The 25,644-nt window shown below is 63.4% G+C and carries 22 protein-coding genes; 13 read left to right on the forward strand and 9 right to left on the reverse strand.

Features of this window, described 5'->3' with window-relative positions; genetic code table 11:
• Positions 1-36: 36 nt before the first annotated feature.
• From recD to ACSSNI_RS00815, 3 genes are all read left to right on the forward strand, one after another.
• The gene (gene recD / locus ACSSNI_RS00805; RefSeq protein WP_200640016.1) at positions 37-1,890 is read left to right on the forward strand and encodes an exodeoxyribonuclease V subunit alpha; all 1,854 of its coding nucleotides are present in this window, start codon (positions 37-39) and stop codon (positions 1,888-1,890) included.
• A 138-nt stretch (positions 1,891-2,028) separates the two neighbouring features.
• The gene (locus tag ACSSNI_RS00810; protein ID WP_200640015.1) at positions 2,029-2,478 is read left to right on the forward strand and encodes a hypothetical protein; all 450 of its coding nucleotides are present in this window, start codon (positions 2,029-2,031) and stop codon (positions 2,476-2,478) included.
• A 164-nt stretch (positions 2,479-2,642) separates the two neighbouring features.
• Positions 2,643-3,347: a substrate-binding periplasmic protein gene (locus tag ACSSNI_RS00815; RefSeq protein ID WP_448258781.1), complete on the forward strand. Its 705-nt coding sequence runs from the start codon at positions 2,643-2,645 to the stop codon at positions 3,345-3,347.
• A gap of 31 nt (positions 3,348-3,378) precedes the next feature.
• On the opposite strand, the gene ACSSNI_RS00820 is transcribed toward ACSSNI_RS00815, so the two are convergent.
• Positions 3,379-4,287, reverse strand: a complete 909-nt coding sequence (locus ACSSNI_RS00820) for an AEC family transporter (RefSeq protein WP_418952681.1) — start codon at positions 4,285-4,287, stop codon at positions 3,379-3,381.
• 174 nt (positions 4,288-4,461) lie between these two features.
• Here ACSSNI_RS00820 and ACSSNI_RS00825 point away from each other — a divergent pair, with 174 nt between their 5' ends.
• Positions 4,462-5,643, forward strand: coding sequence for a GGDEF domain-containing protein (locus tag ACSSNI_RS00825; RefSeq protein WP_200640012.1), 1,182 nt, complete (start codon positions 4,462-4,464; stop codon positions 5,641-5,643).
• Positions 5,644-5,650: 7 nt separating this feature from the next.
• Here the strand turns inward: ACSSNI_RS00825 and ACSSNI_RS00830 are convergent, their stop codons facing one another.
• Entirely contained in the window at positions 5,651-6,052 is a 402-nt protein-coding gene (locus ACSSNI_RS00830; RefSeq protein WP_102836616.1) for an acyl-CoA thioesterase, read from the reverse strand.
• A gap of 217 nt (positions 6,053-6,269) precedes the next feature.
• On the opposite strand from ACSSNI_RS00830, the gene ACSSNI_RS00835 reads away from it, so the two are divergent.
• The 5 genes from ACSSNI_RS00835 (at position 6,270) to phoU (ending at position 13,275) form a co-directional block, all read left to right on the forward strand.
• Positions 6,270-7,244 carry a PstS family phosphate ABC transporter substrate-binding protein gene (locus ACSSNI_RS00835; RefSeq protein ID WP_045423571.1) on the forward strand — a complete coding sequence of 325 codons (975 nt, stop codon included), beginning with the start codon at positions 6,270-6,272 and terminating at the stop codon, positions 7,242-7,244.
• 218 nt (positions 7,245-7,462) lie between these two features.
• Positions 7,463-9,739: an ABC transporter permease subunit gene (locus ACSSNI_RS00840; protein ID WP_200640011.1), complete on the forward strand. Its 2,277-nt coding sequence runs from the start codon at positions 7,463-7,465 to the stop codon at positions 9,737-9,739.
• 54 nt (positions 9,740-9,793) lie between these two features.
• Positions 9,794-11,464 carry a phosphate ABC transporter permease PstA gene (pstA, locus tag ACSSNI_RS00845; RefSeq protein ID WP_325166595.1) on the forward strand — a complete coding sequence of 557 codons (1,671 nt, stop codon included), beginning with the start codon at positions 9,794-9,796 and terminating at the stop codon, positions 11,462-11,464.
• Between the two features lie 80 nt (positions 11,465-11,544).
• Positions 11,545-12,375: a phosphate ABC transporter ATP-binding protein PstB gene (gene pstB / locus ACSSNI_RS00850; RefSeq protein WP_448258784.1), complete on the forward strand. Its 831-nt coding sequence runs from the start codon at positions 11,545-11,547 to the stop codon at positions 12,373-12,375.
• Positions 12,376-12,549: 174 nt separating this feature from the next.
• Positions 12,550-13,275 carry a phosphate signaling complex protein PhoU gene (gene phoU, locus ACSSNI_RS00855; protein ID WP_200640010.1) on the forward strand — a complete coding sequence of 242 codons (726 nt, stop codon included), beginning with the start codon at positions 12,550-12,552 and terminating at the stop codon, positions 13,273-13,275.
• Between the two features lie 191 nt (positions 13,276-13,466).
• Here phoU and ACSSNI_RS00860 read toward each other — a convergent pair whose 3' ends face one another.
• Positions 13,467-14,381 carry a LysR family transcriptional regulator gene (locus ACSSNI_RS00860; protein ID WP_200640009.1) on the reverse strand — a complete coding sequence of 305 codons (915 nt, stop codon included), beginning with the start codon at positions 14,379-14,381 and terminating at the stop codon, positions 13,467-13,469.
• Positions 14,382-14,469: 88 nt separating this feature from the next.
• Between ACSSNI_RS00860 and ACSSNI_RS00865 the strand changes: the two genes are divergently transcribed.
• Complete coding sequence (locus ACSSNI_RS00865) at positions 14,470-15,420, forward strand: DMT family transporter (protein WP_200640008.1); 951 nt, start codon at positions 14,470-14,472, stop codon at positions 15,418-15,420.
• 236 nt (positions 15,421-15,656) lie between these two features.
• Here the strand turns inward: ACSSNI_RS00865 and ACSSNI_RS00870 are convergent, their stop codons facing one another.
• The 5 genes from ACSSNI_RS00870 to ACSSNI_RS00890 form a co-directional block, all read right to left on the reverse strand.
• Positions 15,657-17,030 carry a GTPase/DUF3482 domain-containing protein gene (locus tag ACSSNI_RS00870; protein WP_200640007.1) on the reverse strand — a complete coding sequence of 458 codons (1,374 nt, stop codon included), beginning with the start codon at positions 17,028-17,030 and terminating at the stop codon, positions 15,657-15,659.
• 159 nt (positions 17,031-17,189) lie between these two features.
• Complete coding sequence (locus tag ACSSNI_RS00875; RefSeq protein ID WP_148925502.1) at positions 17,190-18,584, reverse strand: DUF2868 domain-containing protein; 1,395 nt, start codon at positions 18,582-18,584, stop codon at positions 17,190-17,192.
• Between the two features lie 63 nt (positions 18,585-18,647).
• Positions 18,648-20,126, reverse strand: coding sequence for a tripartite tricarboxylate transporter permease (locus ACSSNI_RS00880; protein WP_102836623.1), 1,479 nt, complete (start codon positions 20,124-20,126; stop codon positions 18,648-18,650).
• Between the two features lie 24 nt (positions 20,127-20,150).
• The gene (locus ACSSNI_RS00885) at positions 20,151-20,651 is read right to left on the reverse strand and encodes a tripartite tricarboxylate transporter TctB family protein (protein WP_200640006.1); all 501 of its coding nucleotides are present in this window, start codon (positions 20,649-20,651) and stop codon (positions 20,151-20,153) included.
• 13 nt (positions 20,652-20,664) lie between these two features.
• Positions 20,665-21,642 (reverse strand): Bug family tripartite tricarboxylate transporter substrate binding protein, encoded by a 978-nt coding sequence (locus ACSSNI_RS00890; protein WP_200640005.1) that lies wholly within the window; start codon positions 21,640-21,642, stop codon positions 20,665-20,667.
• Between the two features lie 209 nt (positions 21,643-21,851).
• Between ACSSNI_RS00890 and ACSSNI_RS00895 the strand changes: the two genes are divergently transcribed.
• A complete protein-coding gene (locus ACSSNI_RS00895) occupies positions 21,852-23,042 on the forward strand; it encodes a CaiB/BaiF CoA transferase family protein (protein WP_200640004.1) in 1,191 nt (396 codons plus the stop codon).
• Between the two features lie 58 nt (positions 23,043-23,100).
• Here ACSSNI_RS00895 and ACSSNI_RS00900 read toward each other — a convergent pair whose 3' ends face one another.
• A complete protein-coding gene (locus tag ACSSNI_RS00900; RefSeq protein ID WP_200640003.1) occupies positions 23,101-24,219 on the reverse strand; it encodes a glycerophosphodiester phosphodiesterase in 1,119 nt (372 codons plus the stop codon).
• 153 nt (positions 24,220-24,372) lie between these two features.
• Here ACSSNI_RS00900 and ACSSNI_RS00905 point away from each other — a divergent pair, with 153 nt between their 5' ends.
• Entirely contained in the window at positions 24,373-24,888 is a 516-nt protein-coding gene (locus ACSSNI_RS00905) for a dihydrofolate reductase (protein WP_200640002.1), read from the forward strand.
• A 91-nt stretch (positions 24,889-24,979) separates the two neighbouring features.
• Positions 24,980-25,642: a YitT family protein gene (locus tag ACSSNI_RS00910; protein WP_102836629.1), complete on the forward strand. Its 663-nt coding sequence runs from the start codon at positions 24,980-24,982 to the stop codon at positions 25,640-25,642.
• Positions 25,643-25,644 lie beyond the last annotated feature (2 nt).

The following is a 25,644-nucleotide window of genomic DNA, read 5'->3' on the forward strand; positions in this document are numbered from 1 at the left end:
GCGTGGCAGCGCCTTCCTGCCTATCAGGAGCGACATATGACCCTTGCCGATCTACCCCTCGGCCCGCTGGAGCGCGCACTCGTCGCCAGCCTGCAGCGGCTCGAACCGGCGGCACCCGAGCCGGTGCTGCTCGCCGCCGCGCTCTGCTGCGAGGCGCTGGCATCGGGTGACGTTTGCCTGCCGCTCCAACGCTTCGCCGGCAAGCGCCCCTGGCCTGAGGTCGATCTTAGCCTGCCGTCGCTGGCTCAATGGCGTACGCAGCTTGAGGCTTCCCCGTTGATTGGCGCGCCAGACGAATACGCGCCGCTGACCCTGATCGGTGACCGGCTCTACCTGGCCCGTTACCAGGCGTATGAACAGCAACTGGCCGAACAATTACTGGCCCGCGCGGCGGACGCACCGGATGTCGATGACGCTCAACTGAGTGACAGTCTGGCGCGCTTGTTTGCGTTCAATCAGCAAAGTCCAGACTGGCAGCGCCTTGCCGCCGCTCAAGCGGTACGCCGCCGCCTGGCGGTTATCTCCGGCGGCCCGGGCACCGGAAAGACCACCACCGTGGTACGCCTGCTGGCGGCATTACTGGAGCAGCCCGGTGGCGAACGCCTGGCTATCGGCCTTGCCGCCCCCACCGGCAAAGCGGCGGCGCGCATGGCCGAAGCGATCCGCAACGCCAAAGCCGATCTGCCGGTCAGTGATGCGGTGAAGGAGTCGCTGCCGGACGAGGCGCGCACACTGCACCGCCTGCTCGGCAGCCGCGGCGACAGCCCGAAGGTGCGCCACGATGCGGCCAACCCGCTGGCGCTGGACGTGCTGGTGGTGGACGAAGCCTCAATGGTCGATCTGGCGTTGATGGCCAAACTGGTCGCTGCGCTGCCGCCGAAGGCAAGGCTGATCCTGCTCGGCGACAAGGACCAGTTGGCCGCTGTCGAAGCCGGCGCGGTGTTCGCCGAGCTGTGTGAAGGGCGTGGTTTCGATAGCCAGGCCGCGGCCGATCTGCAACGCATTACTGGGCAGAACGTAGCGGTCGAGACGCCGCGCTCGCGACTTGGCGATGCGGTGGTGCTGCTCACCCACAGCCACCGTTTCGCCGGCGACAGCGGCATCGGCGAGCTGGCGCGGCGAATCAATAGCGGCGATGCCAAGGGCACGGTCGCGCTGCTGCAGGAAGGGCGCGCGGACCTCGCCTGGAGCGCAACGCCCAATCCCGCCGCACTGATCGAACGACTGGAGCAGGGCTATTCGCCCTATCTGCAGGCAGTACGCCAGGCCGTTCCATCCGCCGCGTTCGAGGCCTTCAACGGCTTCCGTGCGCTCACCGCCCAGCGCGAAGGCGCCTTTGGCGTCACCGGCATCAACGAGGCGCTGGAGGCGCGCTTCAAGCGTCGCCTCGGTGTGCCGGCGCGCGAGCGCTGGTATCCCGGCCGCGCGGTGATGGTCCGGCAGAACGACTATGCGCTGGGCCTGTTCAATGGCGATATCGGTCTGTGTCTGAAAACCGAGCAGGGTCTGCGGGTGGTTTTCGAAGGTGACGAGGGCTATCGCGGCTTTGCCCCAGCGCGCCTGCCGAGCCATGACAGCGCCTTTGCCATGACGGTGCACAAAAGCCAGGGCTCGGAGTTTGCCGAAGTGCTGCTGGCGTTGCCGGAACAACCCAGCCCGCTGCTGACGCGCTCGCTGTTCTATACCGGTATCACCCGCGCCAAGCGCAAGGTGGAGATCTGGGCGCTGCCGGCGCGGCTGGCCGAAGCGGTGATTACCCGCGCGGAGCGTGCCGCCGGGCTCTCCGAGCGATTGGCATCTAGCGACGCAATGGACAGAGCCGAAGCGGCTTCCGTGGCCAAGCCATCGCCGATCAGCGAACCGGTGGCCGATCAGCTCAGCCTGTTCTGATACGTGCGCGGCTGCTCGAAGCTGGCCCGTTCGCGACGCTTCTCAGCTGGTTTCGTGAAACGGTTGCGCGTATGGCTTGAGGGATTCTGTTCCGATGGGCATTCGCTGATAACTGACAACCGACAACTGGGGCCTGCGATGAAAAGTTTCTTTCTTATTGTATGGGCCTTGCTCAGTCTGACGGCCACCGGTGTCATGGCGCGCGAGCTCTGGTTAGCCCCATCTTGGATCAACGCGTTAACTTTGCTGTTGCCCGCCTACTACAGCCTCTGCTTTTTCCAGCTGATTCGTGCAGCCTTTCGACCCTGGGGGCTGCTAGGGCCACGGCGGCGTAGCGGGTTCTGGGTGTGCCTGTTGTTGCTGCCGTTGTGTCTCTGGCCACTTCGGTCGGCTTACGAGATCTGGCAGGCGGGGGCCTATGGGCTCAGGGATGATGGCGATGAAGCCCGCCTGATGATCGTTCGCCCGCTGCTCGCATGGCTGCAGGAGCTGGTCGGCTACCTGGGCCCGATGCTTGTGTTGGTTGCAGCCGGGGTGGGCATGGCACTGCTGCTGTTGCGCCTGTCGCGCGGCCAGGTTGTTCGCTAGCGGCATACGCTTCGCTGATCGCGATGCTTCTTTCAATAGTGGCGCAGGCTGCGCTCCATTCGTTTGCAAGGGCGGCAAGGGTGTTGATGAAGGGATTTTGGAACCGGACTCTGCTGTTAAGCCTGGCCGTTTGTTTCGGCGCGCATGGCACGGAACTGCAGCTAGTGACTGGCGATGACTACGCCCCGCTCACAGGACGAGCGCTGTCCGGGGGCGGGATGCTGACGGCGGTGGTGCAGGCGGCACTCGACCGCAGCGGGACCGCGTCGTCGCTTGCCTGGCAGCCCTGGAAGCGGGGCTACATGATGACCCTGCGCGGCGAGTACGACGCGACATATCCCTATATCCGGGCCAAACAGCGCGAGCAGGCGTTTCTTTATTCGGCACCGCTGTACGTGTCCGAGCAGCACCTGTTCAGTCGCGCCACGGAGGCGGTCGAGGTCGATGAACTTGCCGGCAGCAGCGGCAGACGGCTTTGCCTCCCCCTGGGCTGGCAGCTGCCAGTCGCGGTCCAGTCGCTGGTTGATCAGGGGGTGCTGGTCCGCCATTCGCCGCGGGGTTTGAACGAATGCGCACTGTTGCTGTTGCTCGGTCGAGATGACTTCTTTCTGGCCGATCTTCAGCTGGGCCTCCATGCCTTGCAGTCAACCGGAGCGGCTCTGTCGCGGTTTCATGTTTCCGGCTCGGTGCTGAGCCGTCAGACGATGCATCTCATCGTCCCGCGCAGCCGGCCAGACGCCGCACAACTAATCGAAAGCTTTGACCGGGGGCTTCAAGCCCTGCGGGAGAGCGGCGACTATCAGCGGCTGATCGAGTCGTTCACATCCGACGAAGTCTCCCGGCGCCAACTCACCACGACCGCGCAATGACAGCTGCAATGACGGGTGTTTGGTAAAGACGTCAGCGTTCGAGCAGCGTCAGCACCAGCGGCAAGCTGGCCGCGGCGAGTAGCGTCTGCAGGGTGATGATGCCCGCCATCAGATGACTGTCACCGCCGAGCTGGCGGGTCAGCACGTAGGCGGTGGGCGCCGTGGGTAGGGCAAAGAACAGCACGATGATGGTTGTTTCCATTGCGGGCAGATGGAGCAGCCTGGCGACCGCATAAGCCAAGAGTGGAACCGCCAGTAGTCGCAGGGCGCTGTTCCAGCCGAGCGCTGGGATTTCACCACCGAGCTCCCGCGGCTTCAGCGCTGCACCGACGCACAACAGGCCCAGGGGCAGGCTGGCAGCGGCGAGCAGGCTCAACAAGCGATCGGTGCCGCCGGGCAACCCCAAGCCTGAGAGATTCACCAGCGCGCCGGTCAGGCAGGCGAGTATCAGCGGGTTTTTCAGGATCGGCAGCAGCAACGAGCGCACGCTGACGCCGCGCTCGGCGGTCAGCGCCCACACCGACATCACGTTTACCGTGGGTACCATCAGCGCCAGCATCAGCGCTGCCAGCGCCAGTCCTTCCTTACCAAACAGGCTGCCCACCGCCGCCAGCCCGAGATAGGTGTTGAAACGCAGGCCGCCCTGAGCAAAGGCCCCGAAGCGGGCCGCCGGCCAGCTGCGTACGCGTTTGAGCAGCAATAAAGCCACCCACACGAGCCCCAATGCGAGCATGACTGCCCCGGCCAGGCGAGGCAGCGCGGGGTTGTCCAGCGGAGCGGTGGCCAGGCTGCTGAATAGCAGTGCCGGGAACAGTACGAAGTAGTTGATCCGCTCGGCGCCTGGCCAGAATGCCTCACTGGGAAAGTCCCGCAGTCGCAGGAAGTAGCCGGCAATGATCAGGGCGAATAAAGGCCAGAGGGCGAGCAGAAGGGCGGTCACGCGATACATCCAACAATGTAGGTGACTCGATAGTGGCGCCTCGCGCCGGTGTCGGCAAGAGACGCGCGGCGTATCTGGCGCTGCGTCAAAGCGGCTGTTGCACGTTCATCGGGAAATCAGTAGCGATGATGTCCAAGTGATATCATTGCCGGCGCCTTACCATGAGCCACCCTGATGCAACCCCTAGAACAGCAGTCCGCTGAAGATTTCCGCGATACCCCGCATGGCAGACAGCTGCTCGGAGGCTTTCGTGGTTTGCTGTTTGCGCCAGACCTGGAGCGCGAGTTTCGTCGTTACCTGGGACGTCAGGCACGCTTCGCACAGGTACTGGGCGCCTGCCTCCTGCTGGTCGTGGTTGCCGGCTACCACTATGTCGAATGGCAGCTGTATGCCGAGTCGGATCCGCAGTGGCTTCGTGAACTGGCGCTATTGCGCTTGGTGGAGGCGGCACCGGGCGTCGCGATTCTCGTGATGACGCTGTTTAACTGGCGAATCCGTCTGGTTGCCAACCGCCTGTTCCCGTTGCTGCTGGTGCTGGTCGGAATCGTCGCTGCGCGCATCGATATCCACTACGAGGTCTCCCAGCCAGAACTGGCGTTCCGCTACGGTGCGGGTCTGTTGATCGTCTGTTCGTTCTTCTTTCTCGGCATTACCTTCTGGCGCGCGCTGATCAGCGCGGCATCGATCATCGTGATCGATATCCTGATGGCGGCGCTCATCCTGTCGTCTAGCGAAATGCAGGTGCACTGGATCGCGGTCAGTTATTACGTCCTGCTGCTCTTGATCGGAGCAATCAGTCGCTATATCCACGAGTACTCGCAGCGTGAGCAGTTCCTGGTGCGCCAGCTCCTCGGCTGGGTCGCTCAGCACGACTCGCTGACTGGCCTGGCCAACCGCCGTAGCTTTGATACAGCCTTGCGGCAGACGCTGTTGCAGGCCCGTCGGGACCGCCAACCGTTGGCGCTGATACTGCTGGATCTGGACAATTTCAAAGCCTACAACGACAGTCTGGGCCACCCGGCTGGCGATGCGCTGATCCGTGACTTTGGCGAGCTATTGGGCCGTTTCTCTCGGCGGCCGATGGACCTGGCGGCACGGGTTGGTGGCGAAGAATTCGCCTTGCTGCTGCTCAACTGCGATGCGAGTTCGGCGCAGGCCATAGCGGCGCAGCTGCTGTCGGCATTTACCGAACGTGGCATACCGCACCCCGCATCGGCCCAGGGCGCTTGCGCCACGACGAGCATTGGCATCGCAATGTGGCAGCCTGGGCAGACTGCCGAGCAGCTCTATCAGGCTGCCGATGCCGCGTTGTACCAAGCCAAGCAGGATGGAAAGAACCGCTACGTGCTGCGGTGACCGTCGCTCAGCGGCGCGGTGTGACCGGGCGGGTGCGTCCGCTGCCGTCAATGGCCACAAAGACGAACACCGCCTCGGTGACCTTGCGCCATTCGCTGGACAGCGGGTCGTCGCTCCATACCTCGACCAGCATGCGGATCGAGCTGCGGCCGACATCCAGCGTCTGGGTGTAGAACGACAGCTGCGCGCCGACTGCCACCGGCACCATGAAGGCCATGCGGTCGATGGACACCGTGGCCACACGGCCCGCGGCGACGCGGCTGGCCATGGCCGTGCCGGCCAGATCCATCTGGGACACCAGCCAGCCACCGTAGATATCGCCGAAACCGTTGGTCTCACGCGGCAGGGCGGTCAGCTGCAAGGCCAGGTCGCCCTGCGGGATTGGGTCTTCCTGTTCGTATTCGTTCATCGCTTGGACTCGCGGCGCGTTTGTTTTTCTTGCGCGAAAAAGCCCGCAGCAGTGCGGGCGGGGCGAGTATAGCGGCTGTAGGTAGGGACAGCGACCGGACAGGCCTAAAGTTCAGTATCGTCACCAGATTGTCATATTCAGTTCATAGAGTGTTCACACGGCCTGCAGACAATGGCCCCCGTTCCAAACACTGACACACCCCTGCTAGGAGCATGGAATGAAACTGAATCGTTTGATGGCGGCCCTGACCTTTGTTGCCGCTGGTGTAGGCGCTGCTAACGCAGTGGCCGCGGTTGACCCAGCACTGCCGACCTATGAGAAGACCTCCGGCGTTTCCGGCAACCTGTCCAGCGTCGGTTCCGACTCCCTGGCCAACCTGATGACCCTGTGGGCTGAAGACTTCAAGCGCGCCTACCCGAACGTCAACATCCAGATTCAGGCCGCCGGCTCCTCCACTGCACCGCCTGCGCTGACCGAAGGCACTGCCAACCTCGGCCCGATGAGCCGTCCGATGAAGGACAACGAAATTCAGGCCTTCGAAGAAAAATACGGCTACAAGCCGACGGCCGTGCCGGTCGCTATCGACGCCCTGGCCGTGTTCGTCCACAAGGACAACCCGATCAAGAGCCTGGACATCGAGCAGGTCGACGCCATTTTCTCCAGCACCCGCCTGTGCGGCGGCGAAAAGGACATCACCACCTGGGGTGACGTCGGCCTGACTGGCGAGTGGGCGAGCAAGCCGATCCAGCTGTTCGGTCGTAACTCGGTCTCCGGCACCTACGGCTACTTCAAGGAAGAAGCGCTGTGCAAGGGCGACTTCAAGCCTAACGTCAACGAGCAGCCTGGGTCCGCTTCGGTGGTGCAGTCGATCTCCAGCACCCTGAACGCCATCGGTTACTCAGGCATTGGCTACAAGACTTCCAGCGTCCGCGCTGTGCCCCTGTCCAAGGGCGGCGAAGCCTTTGAAGCCAACGAAGAAAACGCTCTGGCTGGCAAGTTCCCGCTGGCTCGCTTCTTCTACGTCTACGTCAACAAGGCGCCGAACAAGCCGCTGAGCCCGATCGACGCCGAGTTCCTCAAACTGGTGCTGTCGAAGCAGGGCCAGGAAGTCGTGGTCAAGGACGGCTACATCCCGCTGCCGAAGAAAGTCGTCGACAAGACCCTCAGCGACCTGGGTCTGCAAAACGACTAAACCCAGCAGCGTTCAGGCCTGCAGCGACCGCTGCAAGGCTTGAGTACGACGCCCGCCACGCACCTTGCGCCGGCGGGCGTCGTCACGTCACCTCGCTGTAATTTTTCTGTCACACAGCTGCATTAAATTAGGCGCCCTACCGGCCATCAAGCCAGGAAACGACTCGCGCCAACGCGGCGCAGCAGTTTTAAGCGGCCTGAGTGGCCAGGAGCCTTCGCATGAACGATATCGAGACCATGAGCGCGAATTCCGATGTGCAACGGCTGGATTTCAATACCCCTGCCTTGCAACGCAAGCGCCGTATCCGCGCACTGAAAGACAAGCTGGCGCGCTGGTATGTCTCCATTGGCGGCCTCGCGGTGCTCGGCGCCATCACCCTGATTTTCTTTTATCTCGCCCAGGTCGTGGCGCCCATGTTTCAGGGCGCCGAACTGGAAGCGCGTGAAGCGCAGCAGCCAGCCTGGCTGGCCGACGCCAGCGAGCCGCTGCTGCTGGCTGTGGAAGAGCAGAACAAGGTGGCGATGCGCCTGGGTAGCGATGGCGCCGTGCGTTTCTTCAGCGTACCCACAGGCGAGTTGCTGCGCACCGTGGAGCTGCCACTACCGGCCGGCAGCCAGATCGTCTCGGTTGGCCAGGACACGCCTGGCAATCGCCGCATGGTGCTGGGGCTGAGCAACGGCCAGGTGCTGGTTGCCGAGCACAATTACAAAGTCAGCTACCCGGAAGGCATAAAGACCATTACGCCGCAGCTGGACTATCCCTTCGGTGAGGAGCCGCTGAACCTCGACCCGCAAGGGCGGCCCATCGAGCATGCCGGCATCAGTCTCAACGGCTCGACCCTGATGGTCGCAGGCGCAACGAATGGCGCTTTGCATGCCTTGAAGATCGCATCCACCGAAAACCTGATGACCGGTGAAACAACGCTTGAAGAGGAGCGCATGGATCTGCCGCAACTCTCCGAGCCGATCAAGGCGCTGCGTATCGACCCGCGGCACATGTGGTTGTTCGCGGTGAGCGGTCGCGCCAGCGTCGATGTCTTCGATGTGCGCCGCAAGCAACTCAATGGACGCTACAAGTTGCTGAGCGGCAAAGGTGAGATCACCACGGTGGCCTCGCTGCTGGGCGGCATCTCGCTGATGGTTGGCGACTCGACGGGCGGCATCGGTCAGTGGTTCATGGTGCGCAGCAGTGATGGCCAGGCCGAGCTGAAGAACGTGCGCAACTTCCAGCTGGCTGATCAACCGATCACGCAGATTCTTCCTGAAGAACGCCGCAAGGGTTTCCTTGCCCTCGACAGCGCCGGCACCCTGGGAATTTTCCACAGCACGGCGCATCGCGAGCTGCTGACCGAGCAGGTCGCCGAGGGCGCCGCCGTCGCCGCCATGTCGCCTCGGGCCACGCGCCTGTTGGTCGAGTCAGGTGACCAGCTGCAGCGTTTCGTGATCGACAATCCGCACCCGGAGATTTCCTGGAGCGCGCTATGGGGCAAGGTCTGGTACGAAAGCTACCCGGAGCCTGACTACGTCTGGCAGTCGACCTCCGCGACCGGTGACTTCGAGCCGAAGCTGAGCCTTTCACCCCTGGCGTTCGGCACGCTCAAGGCCGCGTTCTACGCGATGCTGCTGGCCGCACCGCTGGCGATCTGCGCCGCGCTGTACACGGCCTACTTCATGGCGCCGACGCTGCGCCGCAAGGTCAAGCCGGTGATCGAACTGATGGAGGCGCTGCCGACGGTCATCCTCGGCTTCTTTGCCGGCCTGTTCCTCGCGCCCTACCTGGAAAATCACCTGCCCGGCATTTTCAGCCTGCTGTTGCTGATGCCCGTGGGCATCCTTCTGGCCGGCTGGTTCTGGAGCCGGTTGCCAGAAAATATTCGCCTGAGCGTGCCGGATGGCTGGGAAGCCCTGCTGCTGATCCCCGTCATCCTGGCGGTGGGCTGGGGCTCTCTGGCGGTCAGTGGACACCTGGAGAACTGGTTCTTTGGCGGTGACATGCGCCTGTGGCTGTCCAACGATATGGGCATTCCCTTCGATCAGCGCAACGCCCTGGTCATTGGCATCGCGATGGGCTTCGCGGTGATTCCGACCATCTACTCGATCGCCGAAGACGCCGTGTTCAGCGTGCCGCGCAGCCTCACCCTGGGTTCCCTGGCGCTGGGTGCGACGCCCTGGCAGACGTTGACCCGCGTGGTGCTGCTGACGGCCAGCCCAGGCATCTTCTCTGCGTTGATGATCGGTATGGGCCGTGCCGTGGGCGAAACCATGATCGTGCTGATGGCCACCGGCAACACGCCGATCATGGAAGCCAACATCTTCGAAGGCATGCGCACCCTGGCGGCCAACGTGGCGGTGGAAATGCCCGAGTCGGAAGTGGGTAGTACCCATTACCGGGTGCTGTTCCTCGCCGCGATGGTGCTGCTGATGTTCACCTTTGTGATGAACACCCTGGCGGAGCTGATCCGTCAGCGCCTGCGCCGCAAGTACGCCAGCCTCTAATACAGAACGCAGCCGGCGACGGCTGCGACAAGTTTTCGACAAAGGTATCGATCCGTGAAAAAGGATTCGCTGAAAACCTGGATCAAGAGCGGCAGCCCCTGGGTCTGGATGAACGCCGGCGCCGTTTCCATCGCTGTGATCATGACCCTCGGCCTGCTGGCGGTGATCGCCGTGCGCGGCCTGGAGCATTTCTGGCCGGACGACGTTATCGTCGCCGACTACCAGATTCCGGGTGCCGAGCCGCGGGTAATGGCCGGTGAAGTGGTACAGGCCGAAGAGGTACCGCGTGCACGCTTGGCGGCCAGCGGCTTGCCGGTGGACGTCGAAGGCGGCGAGTTCATGACCCGTGAACTGCTCAAGGTCGGTAACCGCGAAGTTTACGGCGCGGATTTCTCCTGGGTCGTTGGCGAGTGGCTGAGCAACTCGCGCAAGCCGGCCGATCTGGTGGCACTGGAGCGCCGCGAGTGGGGCAACTTCTATGGCGAGCTGTTGAACGTCAAGGAGAGTGGCCAGCTGGTTGCCGAGGGCGAGGCGGCATGGCCAGAGCTGCAAAAGCGGATTGACCGCATCGACGAGCTGCATGCTGACATTGCCAAGTTGGAGAAGGTCGACATCGGCCGCATCAACCATGGTCTGGAACGCCTGCGCCTGAAAACCCGCAAGCTTGAACTGGATGATCAGCTCGATGCGACTGCCCAGGCCGAACTGGATGCCGAGCGTGCGCAGTGGGACGCCGAGTACAAGGCGCTTGAGGGCGAGCTGACCTCGCTCTACACCGGGTTCAATCGCGACAGCATCACCATGCGCACCATGGACGGTCAGGAAAAGGAGATCAGCCTCGGCAAGATCGTCCGCGCCTATCGCCCGAACGCCATGTCGACGCTCGACAAGCTGGGCTTCTACTTTGCCAAGGTCTGGGAGTTCGTCAGCGACGAACCGCGTGAGGCAAACACTGAAGGCGGCATCTTCCCGGCGATTTTCGGCACCGTGCTGATGACCATCATCATGGCGGTGATCGTCACCCCGTTCGGCGTGATCGCCGCGGTTTACCTGCGTGAATATGCCAAGCAGGGCGTACTGACCCGCATCATCCGCATCGCGGTCAACAACCTCGCCGGGGTCCCCTCGATCGTCTACGGGGTGTTCGGCCTGGGCTTCTTCGTCTACGTCCTGGGTGGTTCGCTTGATCGGATCTTCTACCCCGAAGCAGCGCCTGCGCCGGTATTCGGTACGCCGGGCCTGATGTGGGCCTCGCTGACGCTGGCGATCCTGACGTTGCCGGTGGTCATCGTGGCCACCGAGGAAGGCCTGGCGCGGATTCCGCGAATCCTTCGCGAGGGCTCGCTGGCGCTGGGTGCGACCAAGTCCGAAACACTGTGGAAGGTGGTCCTGCCGATGGCCAGCCCAGCGATGATGACCGGCCTGATTCTCGCCGTGGCCCGTGCCGCCGGCGAAGTGGCTCCGCTGATGCTGGTGGGTGTGGTCAAACTGGCGCCGAGCCTGCCGCTCAACGGCAATTACCCCTACCTGCACCTCGACCAGAAGATCATGCACCTGGGCTTTCACATCTATGACGTCGGCTTCCAGAGCCCCAACGTCGAGGCGGCGCGGCCATTGGTTTATGCGACGGCCTTGCTGCTGGTGTTGGTGATCGCGACGCTGAACCTCAGTGCGGTCGTGATCCGTAACCACCTGCGCGAAAAATACAAAGCGCTCGACCACTAACAGCCGACAGACCCGCTGGAGGCCCGGCGCTGCCACTATTGCAGCTCGCGCTTCTAGCCTCCAGCGATACGGAGACATCCATGTCACAAGCAAAGACGCATTCCATCGACATTTCGGCGCTGGGTCGCGACAAGCGCGCGCTGAGCCTGGCCAACGAAGCCGTGGCCATCGAAGTGCCTGACATGAGCCTCTACTACGGCGAAAAGCAGGCGCTCTACAACGTCAGCATGAACATTCCGCGTCAGCGCGTAACGGCGTTCATCGGTCCGTCCGGTTGTGGCAAGTCGACCCTGCTGCGCTGCTTCAACCGCATGAACGATCTGGTCGACGGCTGCCGCATCGAAGGCGCCATCAACCTCGACGGCCACAACATCTACCGCAAGGGCGAAGATGTCGCCGACCTGCGTCGTCGGGTCGGCATGGTGTTCCAGAAGCCCAACCCGTTCCCCAAGAGCATCTACGAGAACGTCGTCTACGGCCTGCGAATACAGGGCATCAAGCAGAAGCGCGTGCTCGACGAAACCGTCGAATGGGCGCTGAAGGGTGCCGCGCTGTGGGAAGAGGTTAAGGACCGCTTGCACGAGTCGGCCCTCGGTCTTTCCGGTGGTCAGCAGCAGCGTCTGGTCATCGCCCGCACCATCGCCGTGCAGCCCGAAGTGCTGCTGCTGGACGAACCCAGCTCAGCGCTCGACCCGATTTCCTCGTTGAAAGTCGAAGAGCTGATCTACGAGCTCAAGGCCAAGTACACCATCGTCATCGTCACGCACAACATGCAGCAGGCCGCGCGGGTATCCGATTACACCGCGTTCATGTACATGGGCAAGCTGATCGAATATGGCGACACCGATACGCTGTTCACCAATCCCGAAAAGAAGCAGACCGAAGACTACATCACCGGCCGCTACGGTTGATGCCATGGGAAATCTCCTCTGGCTTTGTCGGGCGCGCTTGCCGTACTACTCGTACTGTCAGCGCGCGCCCTCCGCGCCAGTGAAGATTTCCCAAGGGCCTCAACGTTAACTCGACAATTTCCAGGTGCGCGGCGCACCAGAGCCGCCTAGCGGCAGCCTCCTCGGAGCGAAAAGATGATCAGCAAAGACAGCCACACGCAACACATCTCCCAGCAGTTCAACGCCGAGCTGGAAGAGGTGCGCAGCCATCTCCTGGCCATGGGTGGCCTGGTGGAAAAGCAGGTCAACGATGCGGTCACCGCGCTGATCGATGCCGATTCCGGGCTCGCGCAGCAGGTGCGCGACGTAGATGACCAGATCAACCACATGGAACGCGACATCGATGAGGAGTGCATCCGCATCCTCGCGCGCCGCCAGCCGGCGGCTTCCGACCTGCGCCTGATCATCAGCATCTCCAAGTCGGTCATCGACCTGGAGCGCATCGGTGACGAAGCCACGAAGATCGCCCGTCGCGCCATCGAACTGTGTGAGGACGGCGAGTCGCCGCGTGGTTACGTCGAAGTGCGCCACATCGGCGATCAGGTGCGCCGCATGGTGCAGGAAGCGCTCGATGCCTTCGCCCGCTTCGATGCCGATCTCGCGCTGTCGGTGGCGCAGTACGACAAGACCGTCGACCGCGAGTACAAGACCGCACTGCGCGAGCTGGTCACCTACATGATGGAAGACCCGCGCTCGATCTCCCGCGTGCTCAGCGTGATCTGGGTGCTGCGCTCGCTGGAACGGATCGGTGACCACGCACGCAACATCGCCGAAATGGTGATTTACCTGGTGCGTGGCACCGACGTGCGCCACCTGGGCCTGACCCGCATGGCTGAGGAAGTGGCCAACAAGCGCAGCTGATCTGATTGCTCGACGGCCCTGGCTGGTGGGCTGAAGCCCACCCTACATGGAGTCTGAGTCAGTGGCTGGTTGCGTATCGACGGCAGAAAGAAAGATGGGGCGGGGCGCTCGGCTTCATTCTGTCCGTTAGTCCGACCGCCCGCCGGTAGGGTGGGCTTCAGCCCACCGAGGGCATGCCCGCCGTCGTGTGCTCAGCGCGATGCCAATGTCTCGCTCAGGTAATCGATCAGCACCCGCAGCTTGGGCGGAAGATGCAGGTTTTGCCGCCACAGCAGCCAGGCCGCGCCCTGGTAAGAGCCGGTGTAGCGCCACTGTGGCAGCACCTCACGCAAGCGTCCCTCCGCCAGTGCCTGCGCTGCGGTGAACTGCGGCAGTACGGTGAGACCGATATCGCCCAGCGCCGCCTCCAGCCGCGCTTCGCTGTGATTGCAGATGTAGCGCCCCCGCACCGTCACCACTTCCTGCTGTTCGCCGCAGCTGAAATGCCAGCGGTTGTCGCCCGCACTCTCCCCCAGATACAGGCAGCTATGGCGCAGCAGTTCCTGCGGGTGCTGGGGTTCACCGTGCAGGCTGAGATACGCCGGGCTGGCGCACAGGATTTGATGCACCGCTCCGAGTGGCTTGCCAGCCAGTCCTTGGGGCGGTTGATCAGTGACCCTCACCAGCAAGTCGAAGCCATCCTCGACCAGGTCTGGGCTCTGATCGCTGACCTGCAGCTGCAGATCGACATCGCCGTAGCGCTGCAGGAAGCCCGGCATCAACGGGCTGATGACGAACTTGCCGTAGGCCTTGGGCACGCTTAGGCGCACCAGCCCACGCGGGCTGCTCATCAGGCGCTCACCGATGGCCAGTGCCTGGTCGGCGGCGTCCAGCATCGTGCGGCAGTGCGCATAGCACTCACTGCCGGCTTCGTTCAGCCGCAGCTGGCGCGTGGTGCGCTCCAGCAGTCGTAGCGACAAGGCGTGTTCCAGTCGCGCTACCTGGCGACTGACCGCCGAGGCGGTGGTGCCTAGTTCACGGGCCGCTGCGGAGAAACTCCCGGCCTCGACCACGCGCACAAAAACCGCCATGCCCGGCAGCAGAGAGGCGCTGTCATTCGTTCTCATCACGCACAAGTCCTTTTCCGAATCGCTGGATTATCGATCTCAGCGTAGCAATGGACAATCGACTCGTTGGTTCAAACGAGCAATCGAAATGCATAACTTGAGTGGTATGGCGCGACGCAACCTCTGGCTGGCCGATGCCATGCTGCTGGTGGTGGCGATCATCTGGGGCAGCAGCTATGCGGTGGCCAAGCAGGCGCTGTGGTTCTATCCGGTGCTGGGGTTTCTGGCCATTCGCTTCGGACTGACCTTCATCCTGCTGCTGCCGCAGTTGCGCGGAGAAGGGTTACGCGCGATTCGTCCGGGCTTGCCGTTGGGCTTGATGATGCTGTGCATCTTTCTTTGCGAGACCTGGGGCGTGATGCTGACAACGGCCAGCAATGCCGCGTTTCTTATCAGTTTGTGCGTGGTGTTCACGCCCTTTGTGGAATGGGCAATGCTGCGCCAGCGCCCGAGTAATCTGTTGTTTGGCGCCTGTGGGCTGTCGCTGGTCGGCGTCTGGTTGCTGACCGGAGGCATGGCGATATCGCTCAATCTGGGAGATGGGCTGATGCTTGCAGCCGCGCTGTTTCGCGCCGTGCTGGTCTGTCTGACGCGACGCCTGACTGCCAATCTCGACGTGCCGCCCCTGGCATTGACGGCGGTGCAGAGTGGAGTGGTCGCATCGGGTTGCCTGGTGCTGGGTCTGTCGTTGCCGGGAGGCCTGCCGGCCTTGCCGCAGAGCCCAGCGTTCTGGGCCGCCACCTTGTATCTGGTCGGCTTCGCAACCTTGTTTGCGCTCTATGTACAGAACCTGGCGCTGGGCCGTACCAGCGCGACGCGGGTGTCATTACTGATGGGCTCGGAACCGCTGTTTGGCGCCCTCATCGCGGGGCTCTGGCTTGGCGAACGACTGGGCATGCAGGGATGGATTGGCGGGCTGCTGATTATGATTGCGACACTGGGCACCTTGTGGCTCAGCCGTTCGGATTCGCCTGCGCCGCGTTCGTCTACCGTTGATGGTGCGTTACCGGCAGGGACTGATCGCCAAACGGTGGGCTGAAGCCCACCCTACGACCATTCACCCTACGACCATTCACCATTCACTATTGGTGCGGTTGGTCTGCAGGCGCGGGTTGGTCTTCTCCCACTCGGCAGGCTCCGCTTTGTAGGGTGGGCTTCAGCCCACCACAAACCGCCCGGAAGCATATCGCCCCCAAACCGCTGTTCGGCGGGCTAAAGCGGAGCGCTGCCTGGCCCCGCCCTGCCGGCGAGCGCTCTTCACGGCGCCAACCGGGCTCAGTCTTTGCGTAGGTTGGCTAGTAGTCCCTCAATCGCTACCTGTCGCTCGCTGTCTTGCAACCGTGCGCCTGGATTCAGTGATGACCATTGCGGATGGGCGCGACAACGGTGCAGCGCCTCGGGCAGCTTGCCTTCGCGCCAGGTCTTGTCGTCCGGTGCATCAAGACGGATTGCCTCCATCGCGGCGTGCCCACGGGCGGCAAGGGTTATCAGCAGTTGGCGCTGACGCAGGGCAAGCAGGCGCAGGACCGCATCATCAACCGTCAGCTCGCGCTGGCCCTTGAATTTGCCCAGCAGCCGGTTGCCATAGTGCCTGGCGGTCTGCGCACCGCCGCCGGCAAGTGCGCCCAGCAGCGCCGCGGCACCCATGGTGATGCCGCCGACCATCAGGTCAACCCCGGCACCGGCAGCGGCTCCGGCCGCCATCCCGCCGCCGATTTTTACGCCCAGTTCCTTCAGCGTTTCGGGATTGAACAGGTCGTCGCCCCAGCGTCCGTCGAGCAGGGGCAGATCGGCCGCCGCGGCATCCTGCGGGCGAAAGCCATAGAGCCGCAGCAGGGCTTCGACGCAGCCCTGTTCGCGGGCGCGTACCGCGTCATGCAGCTCACGGATGGCGCCGCGCTCGAGGTCTGGCTGCGCCGCCACGCTACGGCGGCAGGCGGCAACGTCGACCAACAGTTCGGCGATCAGGCGGTTGCCTTCGCTCAACCGCGCCGCGGCTTGGGCTTCATGGTCATCGATCAGCCGCTGCAGCTTGGGCCGCGACTGTTCCAGCAGCAGCGCCAGGCTTTCATAGAGCCGGCGCTCGCCATCGATCGGCGGAGCCACGCTGTCGAAACGCACCAGCGCATGCAGGCCCAGCCGCGCCAGGGCTTCACGCCACTGTTCCTCTCGATGGCCAGGCTGCGCGACGAAATTGAGCACCGGCAGCAGCGGTTTGCCGCAGCCGGCCAGCACCGCCAGCTCATCCTTGTATTTAGCCAGCACCGGCTCGCGCGCATCGATGACGTAAAGCCCGGCGTCGCTGGCCAGCAACTGGCGCAGCACCTTGGCTTCCTGCTCGAAACGTTGACGTGCTTCGCTGCCGTCGAGAAACCGCGCGGTGCGGGCTGGACCGTCGAGTCGCTCGCCGGGGCGTTCGATCCGCTCCAGATGGTCGAGCAGGGCAATGGCGTCTTCCAGGCCGGGGGTGTCGTAGAGCTCCAGCAGCGGTTCGCCATCGACCGACAGGCGCGCGCCTTCGACGTGACGGGTGGTGCTCGGCCGATGCGAGACCTCGCCAAAGCTGACGTCCCGGGTCAGGGTCCGCAGCAGCGAGGTCTTGCCGACATTGGTGTGGCCGACCAGGGCGAGTTTTAGCGGTGCGCTCATGGTCGAGACTCCAGTCTGGCTGTGGTGCGGTAAGGGACGAATAGAGTGGCTCCAGCAGACATCCGCTGCTGTTGTAATAGCCCGCGTGAAGCCGAAGCCGTCGACGTTGCCACCGCTTTGATCGGCAGCACGCTGGGCCTTACCAGAATCGAGCCAAGCTCAATCATGGCCAGTCTCCAGCCAGCTCACTGGGGCGCTTCCCGAATGGGGTAGACCGAGGCCATCCAGCGCCTGGTGCCAATCCTGCAGGCGATGGCTGTCCAGCGCTTCGCCAGTGGGCGGCTGCAGCAACCAGATGCGACTCTCAGCGGCGCAACGGCTCAGCTCGCCGATAAGGGCCAGCGTGCCACGGTCTGGTGAGCGACGCGGGTCGCAAGCAATGGCCAAACGCTGCGGTGGGAAGCGGGTCAGCTGTTCCAGCAGCCGTCGGCGTTGCTCGCGATCATCCAGCACGCCCGCATCGGCGACCGTTTTCGGCAGCTTGGGCGGCCATGGATGGCTCTGGTCCAGCTCGATGCCCACCAGCACTGCGCCCTCGCTGCCGTCCAGTTGCGCTCCGGCGCTCGGCGTATGCAGCTGTGGCGGCGCAGCATCGTTGATGCCGAGACGTTCAGTGGGTGGCTGAAGCCGCTCACGCAGCAGGCGGTAGGCCGGAAGCTGCAGGTCGAGCTGCAGCTGTGCCCGTCCACGCCGCCAGCGCCAGAGGCAGAACAGCGCCAGCAGCAGGCGTGGAAGCAGACCGTAGATCAGCATTACCCCGACCAGCCAGCCCGCCCAGCTCTGGCGTGCGCTTTCCGCGCCACTGGCAAGGTCGCCGCTGGCGCGGATCTGAGCGATGTCCGGCACGCTGAAACCCAGCAGCGACGGCAGCGCGCCGAGCGCTTGGGTCAGGCTGATAAATGTGTTTTCGCCGAGGATGGTGGTTTCCCAGACGAAGCCGTAACGACGTGTCGCCAGCAGCGCGAGCAGGGTCAGCAGCGCGCTGGCCATCGCTATCAGCCATAAACCGTGTACCCCTAGTCCCAGCAGCCATCGTCCGAGACGCCGTTGCTCCAGCACCGCCAACAGCGCCGGGGCCAACTGCACGGCGCGGGCATCGCGGGCCAGCTTTTCGCTGAGCCAGAGCCACAATCGGCCCAGCGCACCGCCGGCATCGCCAGCAAAGACGAAGCTCAGCAGCCAACCCAGCAGGGTCAGCAGGTTCAGCCCGAGCAGGCTGCCCAGCGCCCAGAACACGTTGACCGGCCGAATACCGTCACCCAGCGCTGCAAATGCCAGACCGGCGCCGGTCAACAGCGCCAGCAGAACCAGCGCGAAACCCGCCAGCCGCGCGCCCTGACGCCAATGGCGCAGTGCGTCGATCAGGCCGTCACGGCGTGCCAGCCACAGCGCGCGGTGCTCGATCAGTTCAGGCAGTTCACCGCCCTGTGCTCGGGCCTGGCGATTGGCTTCGGCGTCGTCCAGCGGGCCGGCGTGTTCTTCGCGCAGCCGCACGGCTTCGGTCAGCCAGAGACGGTCAAGGGGATTCGGTGATGGCGGAGGAGGTGCGGGCACGCGGTTTCTCGGAGAAGGGCTCGGTCCTGAGGATAACCGGTGCCGGCCACAAGGGCGAACAGCTCAGCGCGCCCGGATACGCTCCTGCCAATAGCGCCTTACCGCGAAGAAAAGCGACAGCGCGGTGAGCACGATGAAGATCCAGGTGATGGGGCCGCGGAAGAAAATCATGGGGTCGCCGCGGCCGATCAGCAGCGTGCGCCGCAGGTTGTCCTCGAACATCGGCCCGAGAATGAAGCCCAGGAGGAAGGGCGCTGTCGCGAAGCCGGTACGGTTGAACAGATAGCCGATCACGCCGAAGAGCAGCATCAGGCCAATGTCGAACAGGCTGTTGTTCACGGCGAAGGCACCGTAAACGCAGAACATCAGCACGATGGGAAGCAGGATAGCCTTGGGAATCTCGGCGATCAGCGAGAAATACTTGATCACGCCGTGACCGACGAACAGCAGCACCGCCGAGCTCAGCATGATCCCGCAGAACAACGCGTAGACCAGCGTCAGGTTCTCCTGGAACAGCACCGGGCCAGGCGTGAGGCCATGGATCATGAAGGCGCCAAGGATGATCGCGGTGATGACGTCGCCGGGGATGCCCAGCGACAGCAGCGGAATGAGGGTTGCGCCAGCCACGCCGTTGTTGCCTGACTCGGCCGCGGCGACGCCTTCAAGCTCGCCCTTGCCGAAATTTGCCCGGTTCGCCGATCGGCGTTTGGCTTCGCTGTAGGAAATAAATGACGCGGCGGTGGCGCCGGCGCCCGGAATGGCACCGATGATCACGCCGATAAACGAGCCGCGCACGATGGTTACCAGGCTGGACTTGAGCTCGCCAAGCGTCAGGCCTGCTCCGCTGGAAGCGGCGCGGATATGGGGGCCAGCCTTCTTCAGGTAGAAGTCGATCACCTCGGGTATGGCGAACAGGCCGATCAGCAACGGCACGAAGGACACCCGGTCCATCAGGTTGTAATTATCGAACGTCAGGCGCTGGCTGCCGTACACCGCATCCATGCCGATCATGGAGACGATGACGCCGAAGCTGGCGGCGATCAGACCCTTGACTGGCGAGTCGCCCGCGATGGAGACGATGATGGTTAGCGAAAAGCAGATCAGCCAGAAAAACTCTGGCGGCCCGAAATTGAGCGCGACCTTGGCCAGGTAGGAGGCAAACAGGATCAGCGCCAGGTTCGATAGCACATCGGCAATACAGGACGAGTAAAGCGCCATCTGCAGCGCCTTCTTTGCCTTGCCCTGTTGCGTCAGTGGATAGCCGTCGAGCAGGGTGCAGGCAGCGGCCGGAGAACCCGGCGTGTGAATCAGGATGGCGGTGATCGAGCCGCCGTACATGCCGCCCTTGTAGATGCCGACCAACAGCAGAATTGCCGTCACCGGCTCCAGGGAAAAGGTGAAGGGCAAGGCCAGTGCTACGGCCATGGTCGCGGTAAGGCCAGGAATCGCTCCGATGACCACCCCAATCAATACGCCGATAAAGATAGCGATGAAATTGTCGACGCTGAGGAACAAGTCCAGGACTTCGGAAAAACCTTCCATTCGGTTACTCGCGTGAGGGCGCTGTCAGTTCCAGAGCGTGCCGGAGGGCAGCGGGACATTCAGTACGTGGATGAACAGCAGGCTTACCAGCCACGGCAACGCGATCGCCAGCAGGTAAAGCCAGGGCTTGCGCACAGGGTGAGCGGCAAACAACAAGAGCGTGCCAAGGATGCCAGCAGCGATGGCGCCGAGCAGGTCGAACAGCACCCAGTAAGCGCCCAGCCCGGCCAACATCAGCAGCCAGCGCCGGGCCGGCGCACGTTCGGATTCGTCCTCTGCCGTTTGGGCCGGCGGCCGCAAGCAACCCTCGACGATCAATGCCAGCGACAATGCCGCGATCAGCCAGCCCGCCACGCTGGGTAACCAGCGTGGCGACTGCATGGGGTTGTCGACCATGGGGGCTTCGTCAATGTGGTTCGGCACCAGATAGAACAGAAATGCCAGCGCTGCGATCAGCCAGAGCGCGCCCAGCCATGTGTTGAGATTGGCCCAGCGCGGGCGGCGCAGCGCAGCGTCGGTGGTCATGGCCGGCCTCCGGTCAATTCAGCTCGGCCTGGCCTGCGACGCGCTGCCAGCGTTGAACGTCTTCAGCAACGTAGTCGCGGAAGCTATCGCCTTCCTCGGTCGCCGGCTCTCCGCCTATCTGTGCGGCGAAATCCTTGAAGCCCTGATCGTCCATGACCTTGTCCAGAGCGGTCTGCAGCGTCTCGACGGCCTGGTCGGACATCTGGTCATCGGCGATCAGCCCGAACCAGGCGGTGGTGACGAATTCGCCAAGACCCAGGTCCGCGCCGATCTTCGACAGCGGCTCGACATCGGGCAGGTAGGGCGAGGCCTCTTTCGAGGTCACGGCCAGTGCCTTGAGCTTGCCGGACTGGATGTGCGACAGCACGGTCGGCATGTTTTCAAAGGAGACGTCGACGTCGCCGCTGAGCAGCGCCGGCAGCGCTTCTCCGCTACCGCGGAAGGGCACGTGGGTCATTTTGGTGCCGGTCATGGTCTTGAACAGCTCGCCGGACATGTGAATCGAGCTGCCGATTCCGGCAGAGCTGAAGGTCATCTCCTTGGTCTTGGCCGCCTCGATGAATTCCTCAACCGAGTTGTACGGGCTGTCGGCCGGTACCACCATGACGTTGGGGATTTCGATGATGTTGCGGATGAATTTGAAGTCTTTTACCGGCTCGTAGGGCAGCTTCTTGTAGATCACCGGGCCGATGGTATGCCCGGGAGACGCCATCAGGATGGTGTGGTCTGCGCCACGCCCGCCGCGGGCCAGTTGTCCGGTGGCCATGGTCGAGCCGGCGCCCGGCCGATTCTCGACGACCACCGTGCCGACCTGTTGCTGCAAAAGATCGGCGACTTTGCGCGACAGCACATCCGTCGTACCGCCCGGCGCATAGGGCACTACCAGGCGAACGGTGTCGGTCGGCCATTCGGCGGCCTGGGTCAGCGAGGCGAGGGGGAGCGTGGCGGCCAGGAGGAACAGGCTCAGGGTGCGCTTCATAGTCAGGGGCATGGTGGTGTTCTCTTCTTGTAGTTGTTGTAAGTCTGCACGTGTAGCGATTAGCCGACGCTGCCACCTTAAAAGGATCGAACCCTGACGGGAGTCCGATGAGCGAAAAACGGTTCGGTAATCGCACAGATGTTTGCAGGCCATCTGTTGTGGTTTCGACCCGCTTGCGCCAATTTCGTCGCCATCGCCCGTTCAAATATGTAGGAGAGTCGATGAGCGTTCTGCAAGGCATCAAGGTACTGGATCTGACTCGCATCCTAGCCGGGCCCTGGTCGACCATGGCCCTGGCCGACCTTGGCGCCGAGGTGTGGAAGATCGAAAGCCTGGAGGGTGATGACACCCGCAGCTGGATGCCGCCGGCCAAGGCCGGCATCTCCACCTACTACCTCAGTGCCAATCGCAACAAGCAGAGCCTGGCGGTGGATATGCGCAAGCCCGAAGGCCGCCAGTTGATCCTCGACCTGGCTGCGCAGGCCGATGTGGTAGTCGAAAACTTCCTGCCGGCGAGTCTCAAGCGCCTCGGGCTGGATTACGAAACACTGGCAGCGATCAATCCAAGGCTGATCCATTGCTCGATCACCGGCTATGGCCGCGGTAACCCGATGGAGAACCGTCCCGGCTACGACTTCATCATTCAGGCCGAGAGCGGTTTCATGTCGATCACGGGTGAGAAAGAGGGCGAGCCGATGCGCCTGGGTGTTGCCTTCATCGATCTGGTGACCGGCATGAACGCCGTTCAGGGCATTCTCGCGGCGCTGTACGAGCGCGAAAAATCCGGGCTCGGCCAGTCCGTGGACATTGCCCTGTCCGACAGTGCGCTGCATTTTCTGGCCAATGTCGCCTCCGGCTATCTCAATACCGGCAAGGTGCCGCAGCGCTACGGCAATGCCCACGCGAGCATCGTGCCCTACCAGCTGTTCAACACCGCGAACGGCAGCATCGCCCTGGCGGTGGGCAACGACGAGCAGTACCGGCGCTTGTGCCTGGAGGTACTCAAGCGTCCTGAACTCCACAGTGATCCACGCTTCACCCAGAACAAAGGCCGCACTGAGCATCGCGAGCTGCTGATTCCGCTGTTGCAGCACGCGTTCGCGCAGTGGCCCAGCGAGGCTTTGATCGAAGCCTTGCGCGCGCAGGCGATCCCGGTCGGCGAAGTGAAGGATGTCGCGCACGCGCTTGAATCGGAAACGGCACGCTACCGGGATCTGGTGATCACGGCCGAGCATCCGGTGGCAGGCGAGGTGCGTATGGTGCGCAGCCCGCTGCGTCTGTCGCGCACGCCGACGGTTGCGTCAAAGGCCCCGCCGTTGCACGGCGAGCACACCGACTCGGTGCTCGGGCGGGTGCTGGGTAAGGATCAAATCAGCCTTAACGCATTGCGCGAAGCCGGCGTCATCCGCTGACACCGGCTGCTTGTCACCTACCCACAGCCCAGGGGCGATCAACCGGTGGCTGTATCGGTCAGTTCTGCTGTTGGCGTAGGCGTACGGCAATGTCCGGCTGGTCGATGAACAGCCCGTCGATACCGGCGTCGAGGAAGGCCTCGATGTCAGCCTCGATATTGCCGCGCTCGGCTTGGGAGTCGCCGTTGCGCAGGTTGGTCGGCAGGAACACGTTCTCGGCGCGGAAGGTGTACGGGTGCACCTTCAGGCCCGCCGCATGGGCGTTCGGCACGAAGTCGGTGGGCTGTCCGAGATTGCCGTTGGCATCGCGCGGGATGATGTAGCCCTTTTCCGGGCCGACGCCGGCTGCATAGCGGGAGATCGCCTTGAGCCCGTCGGCCGTGGCCATCTGTGCGTAGGTCAGGTCGCTGCCGCGAACCTTTTGATCGTAAGGCTGACCGCCGCCAAACAGCTGGACCAGGCGCAGCTGCGTCAGGCCGCTGAGGGTCTTCAGGTTGTCCACTTCAAACGACTGGATGTAGACCGGCGCGTTACGGCCAGCGTAGCCGTTGCGATGGAGAATGCTGACCAGCGGCTTTTCCATCGCCAGGCCAAGTTTTTGGAAGTGCGTCGGGTGCTTGGTTTCCGGGTACAGGCCGATACGGCGGCGCTCGCTCAGCTGCAGGGTCTTCACCAGATCGATGATTTCCTGCAGCGTCGGGATTTCCAGGCTGCCGTCCATTCGCGCGTTACCCGGACGGATCGTCGGGATGCGCTCGATGGCGCGCAGTGTCTTCAACTCGGCCAGGGTGAAGTCTTCACTGAACCAGCCGGTGAGATTCACGCCATCCACCCTCTGCGTGCGCTTGCGGTCGGCGAACTCGGGGCGTTGCGACACGTCGGTGGTCAGCCCCAGCTCATTGTCATGACGGGCTACCAGCTGGCCGTCGCGGGTCATCACCAGATCGGGTTCGACGTAATCGGCACCCTGCAGGATCGCCAGCGCGTAAGAGGCAAGCGTGTGCTCGGGCACGTAGCCGCTGGCGCCACGGTGGGCGATGATCAGCGGATGGGGTTCATCGCGCCCGTGCTTTGCGGCAACCGAAGCATCGGGTGTGGCGGCAATCGCGGCGACCGGCAGCAGCAGGCTGCAGGCGGCAAGCAGGTGGCGCAGGGTAAGGCGGCTGTGGCGGGCCATTGCGGGCGTCTCCATGGAAGGGGAGCGGTTAGCCTGAAGTTTGATAATGACGACAGCTTGACGCTTCGGTAAACCGGATATGACCGTTCGATGATGCTGACGTGTATCTGGCGGCGCTGACTGCCCGGCGGGCGCTCTGCTATCCTCGCCGCCATGAATCAGACCTCTCTTCCCCTCGCAATGATCGCAGCCCTGGCGGATAACCGCGTCATCGGGCTGGACAACAAGATGCCCTGGCATCTGCCGGCCGACCTCAAACACTTCAAGGCCACGACCCTCGGCAAGCCGATCATCATGGGTCGCAAGACCTGGGATTCGCTTGGCCGCCCACTGCCGGGGCGCTTGAACCTGGTGGTCAGCCGTCAGCCCGATCTGCAAGTCGAAGGTGCTGAAACCTTCACCACGCTGGATGCTGCGCTGGTTCGCGCCGAGCAGTGGGCGCGTGAGCAAGGCGTCGACGAGCTGATGCTGATCGGCGGCGCGCAGCTCTATACCCAGGCCCTGGGTCAGGCGCAGCGGCTCTATCTCACCCGCATCGAAGCCAATCCCGCGGGCGACGCCTTTTTCCCCGTCTATGACGAAGCTGACTGGGACCGTGTCGACAGTGAGGCACACCCGGCCGAGGGTGAAACGCCGGCTTACCGCTTCGAGACCTGGCAGCGGCGCTAAGCCCGTCACCCTACGCTTCCTTGACTGACGCCAAGTCCTGACCTGGCGTCAGTGCTTATGCTTTCCGTCCGCTCCACACGAGACACTTTCCATGCACAACGACAAGCCGAGCCCAGTGCAATGCGACGCTGAGCAGGCGGAAACCATTGCGCCGATATTCGTCCGCCATCCGCTCTGGGAGGACGCCCTCGCGCTGCTCTTGGGCACCGCGATGGTGGCGCTGGGGATCGCCTTCTACAGCCACGCCGGGCTCTTGACCGGCGGCACGGTCGGTCTGGCCTTTCTGCTCAAGTACTTCGCCGGCTGGCCTTTCGGGCTGGTGTTCTTCACCCTGAACATTCCGTTCTATCTGTTGGCCATCTGGCGCATGGGCTGGAGCTTCACGTTGCGCACCGTGATCGCGGTGGGACTGGTGTCGCTGCTGGCCGAGCTGACCCCGAACTGGATCCGTTTTGCCGAGCTGAACATCTACTACGCGGCGCTGTTTGGCGGTTTCGCCATGGGCGTCGGGCTGCTGATGCTGTTCCGTCATCGGGCCAGCCTCGGCGGGGTAAACATCCTTGCGCTGTTCCTGCAGGAGCGCATCGGCCTGCGCGCCGGCACTTTTCAAATGGGCATCGATGCATTGATCGTGCTGGCGGCGGTCTTCATCGTGCCGCTGGATAAGGTTGCGCTCTCGGTGCTGGGCGCGGTGGCACTGAATCTGGTGCTGGCGATCAATCACCGCAGCGACCGTTACACGGGCGTGAGCTGAGC

The organism is Stutzerimonas tianxiuensis, assembly GCF_053470365.1.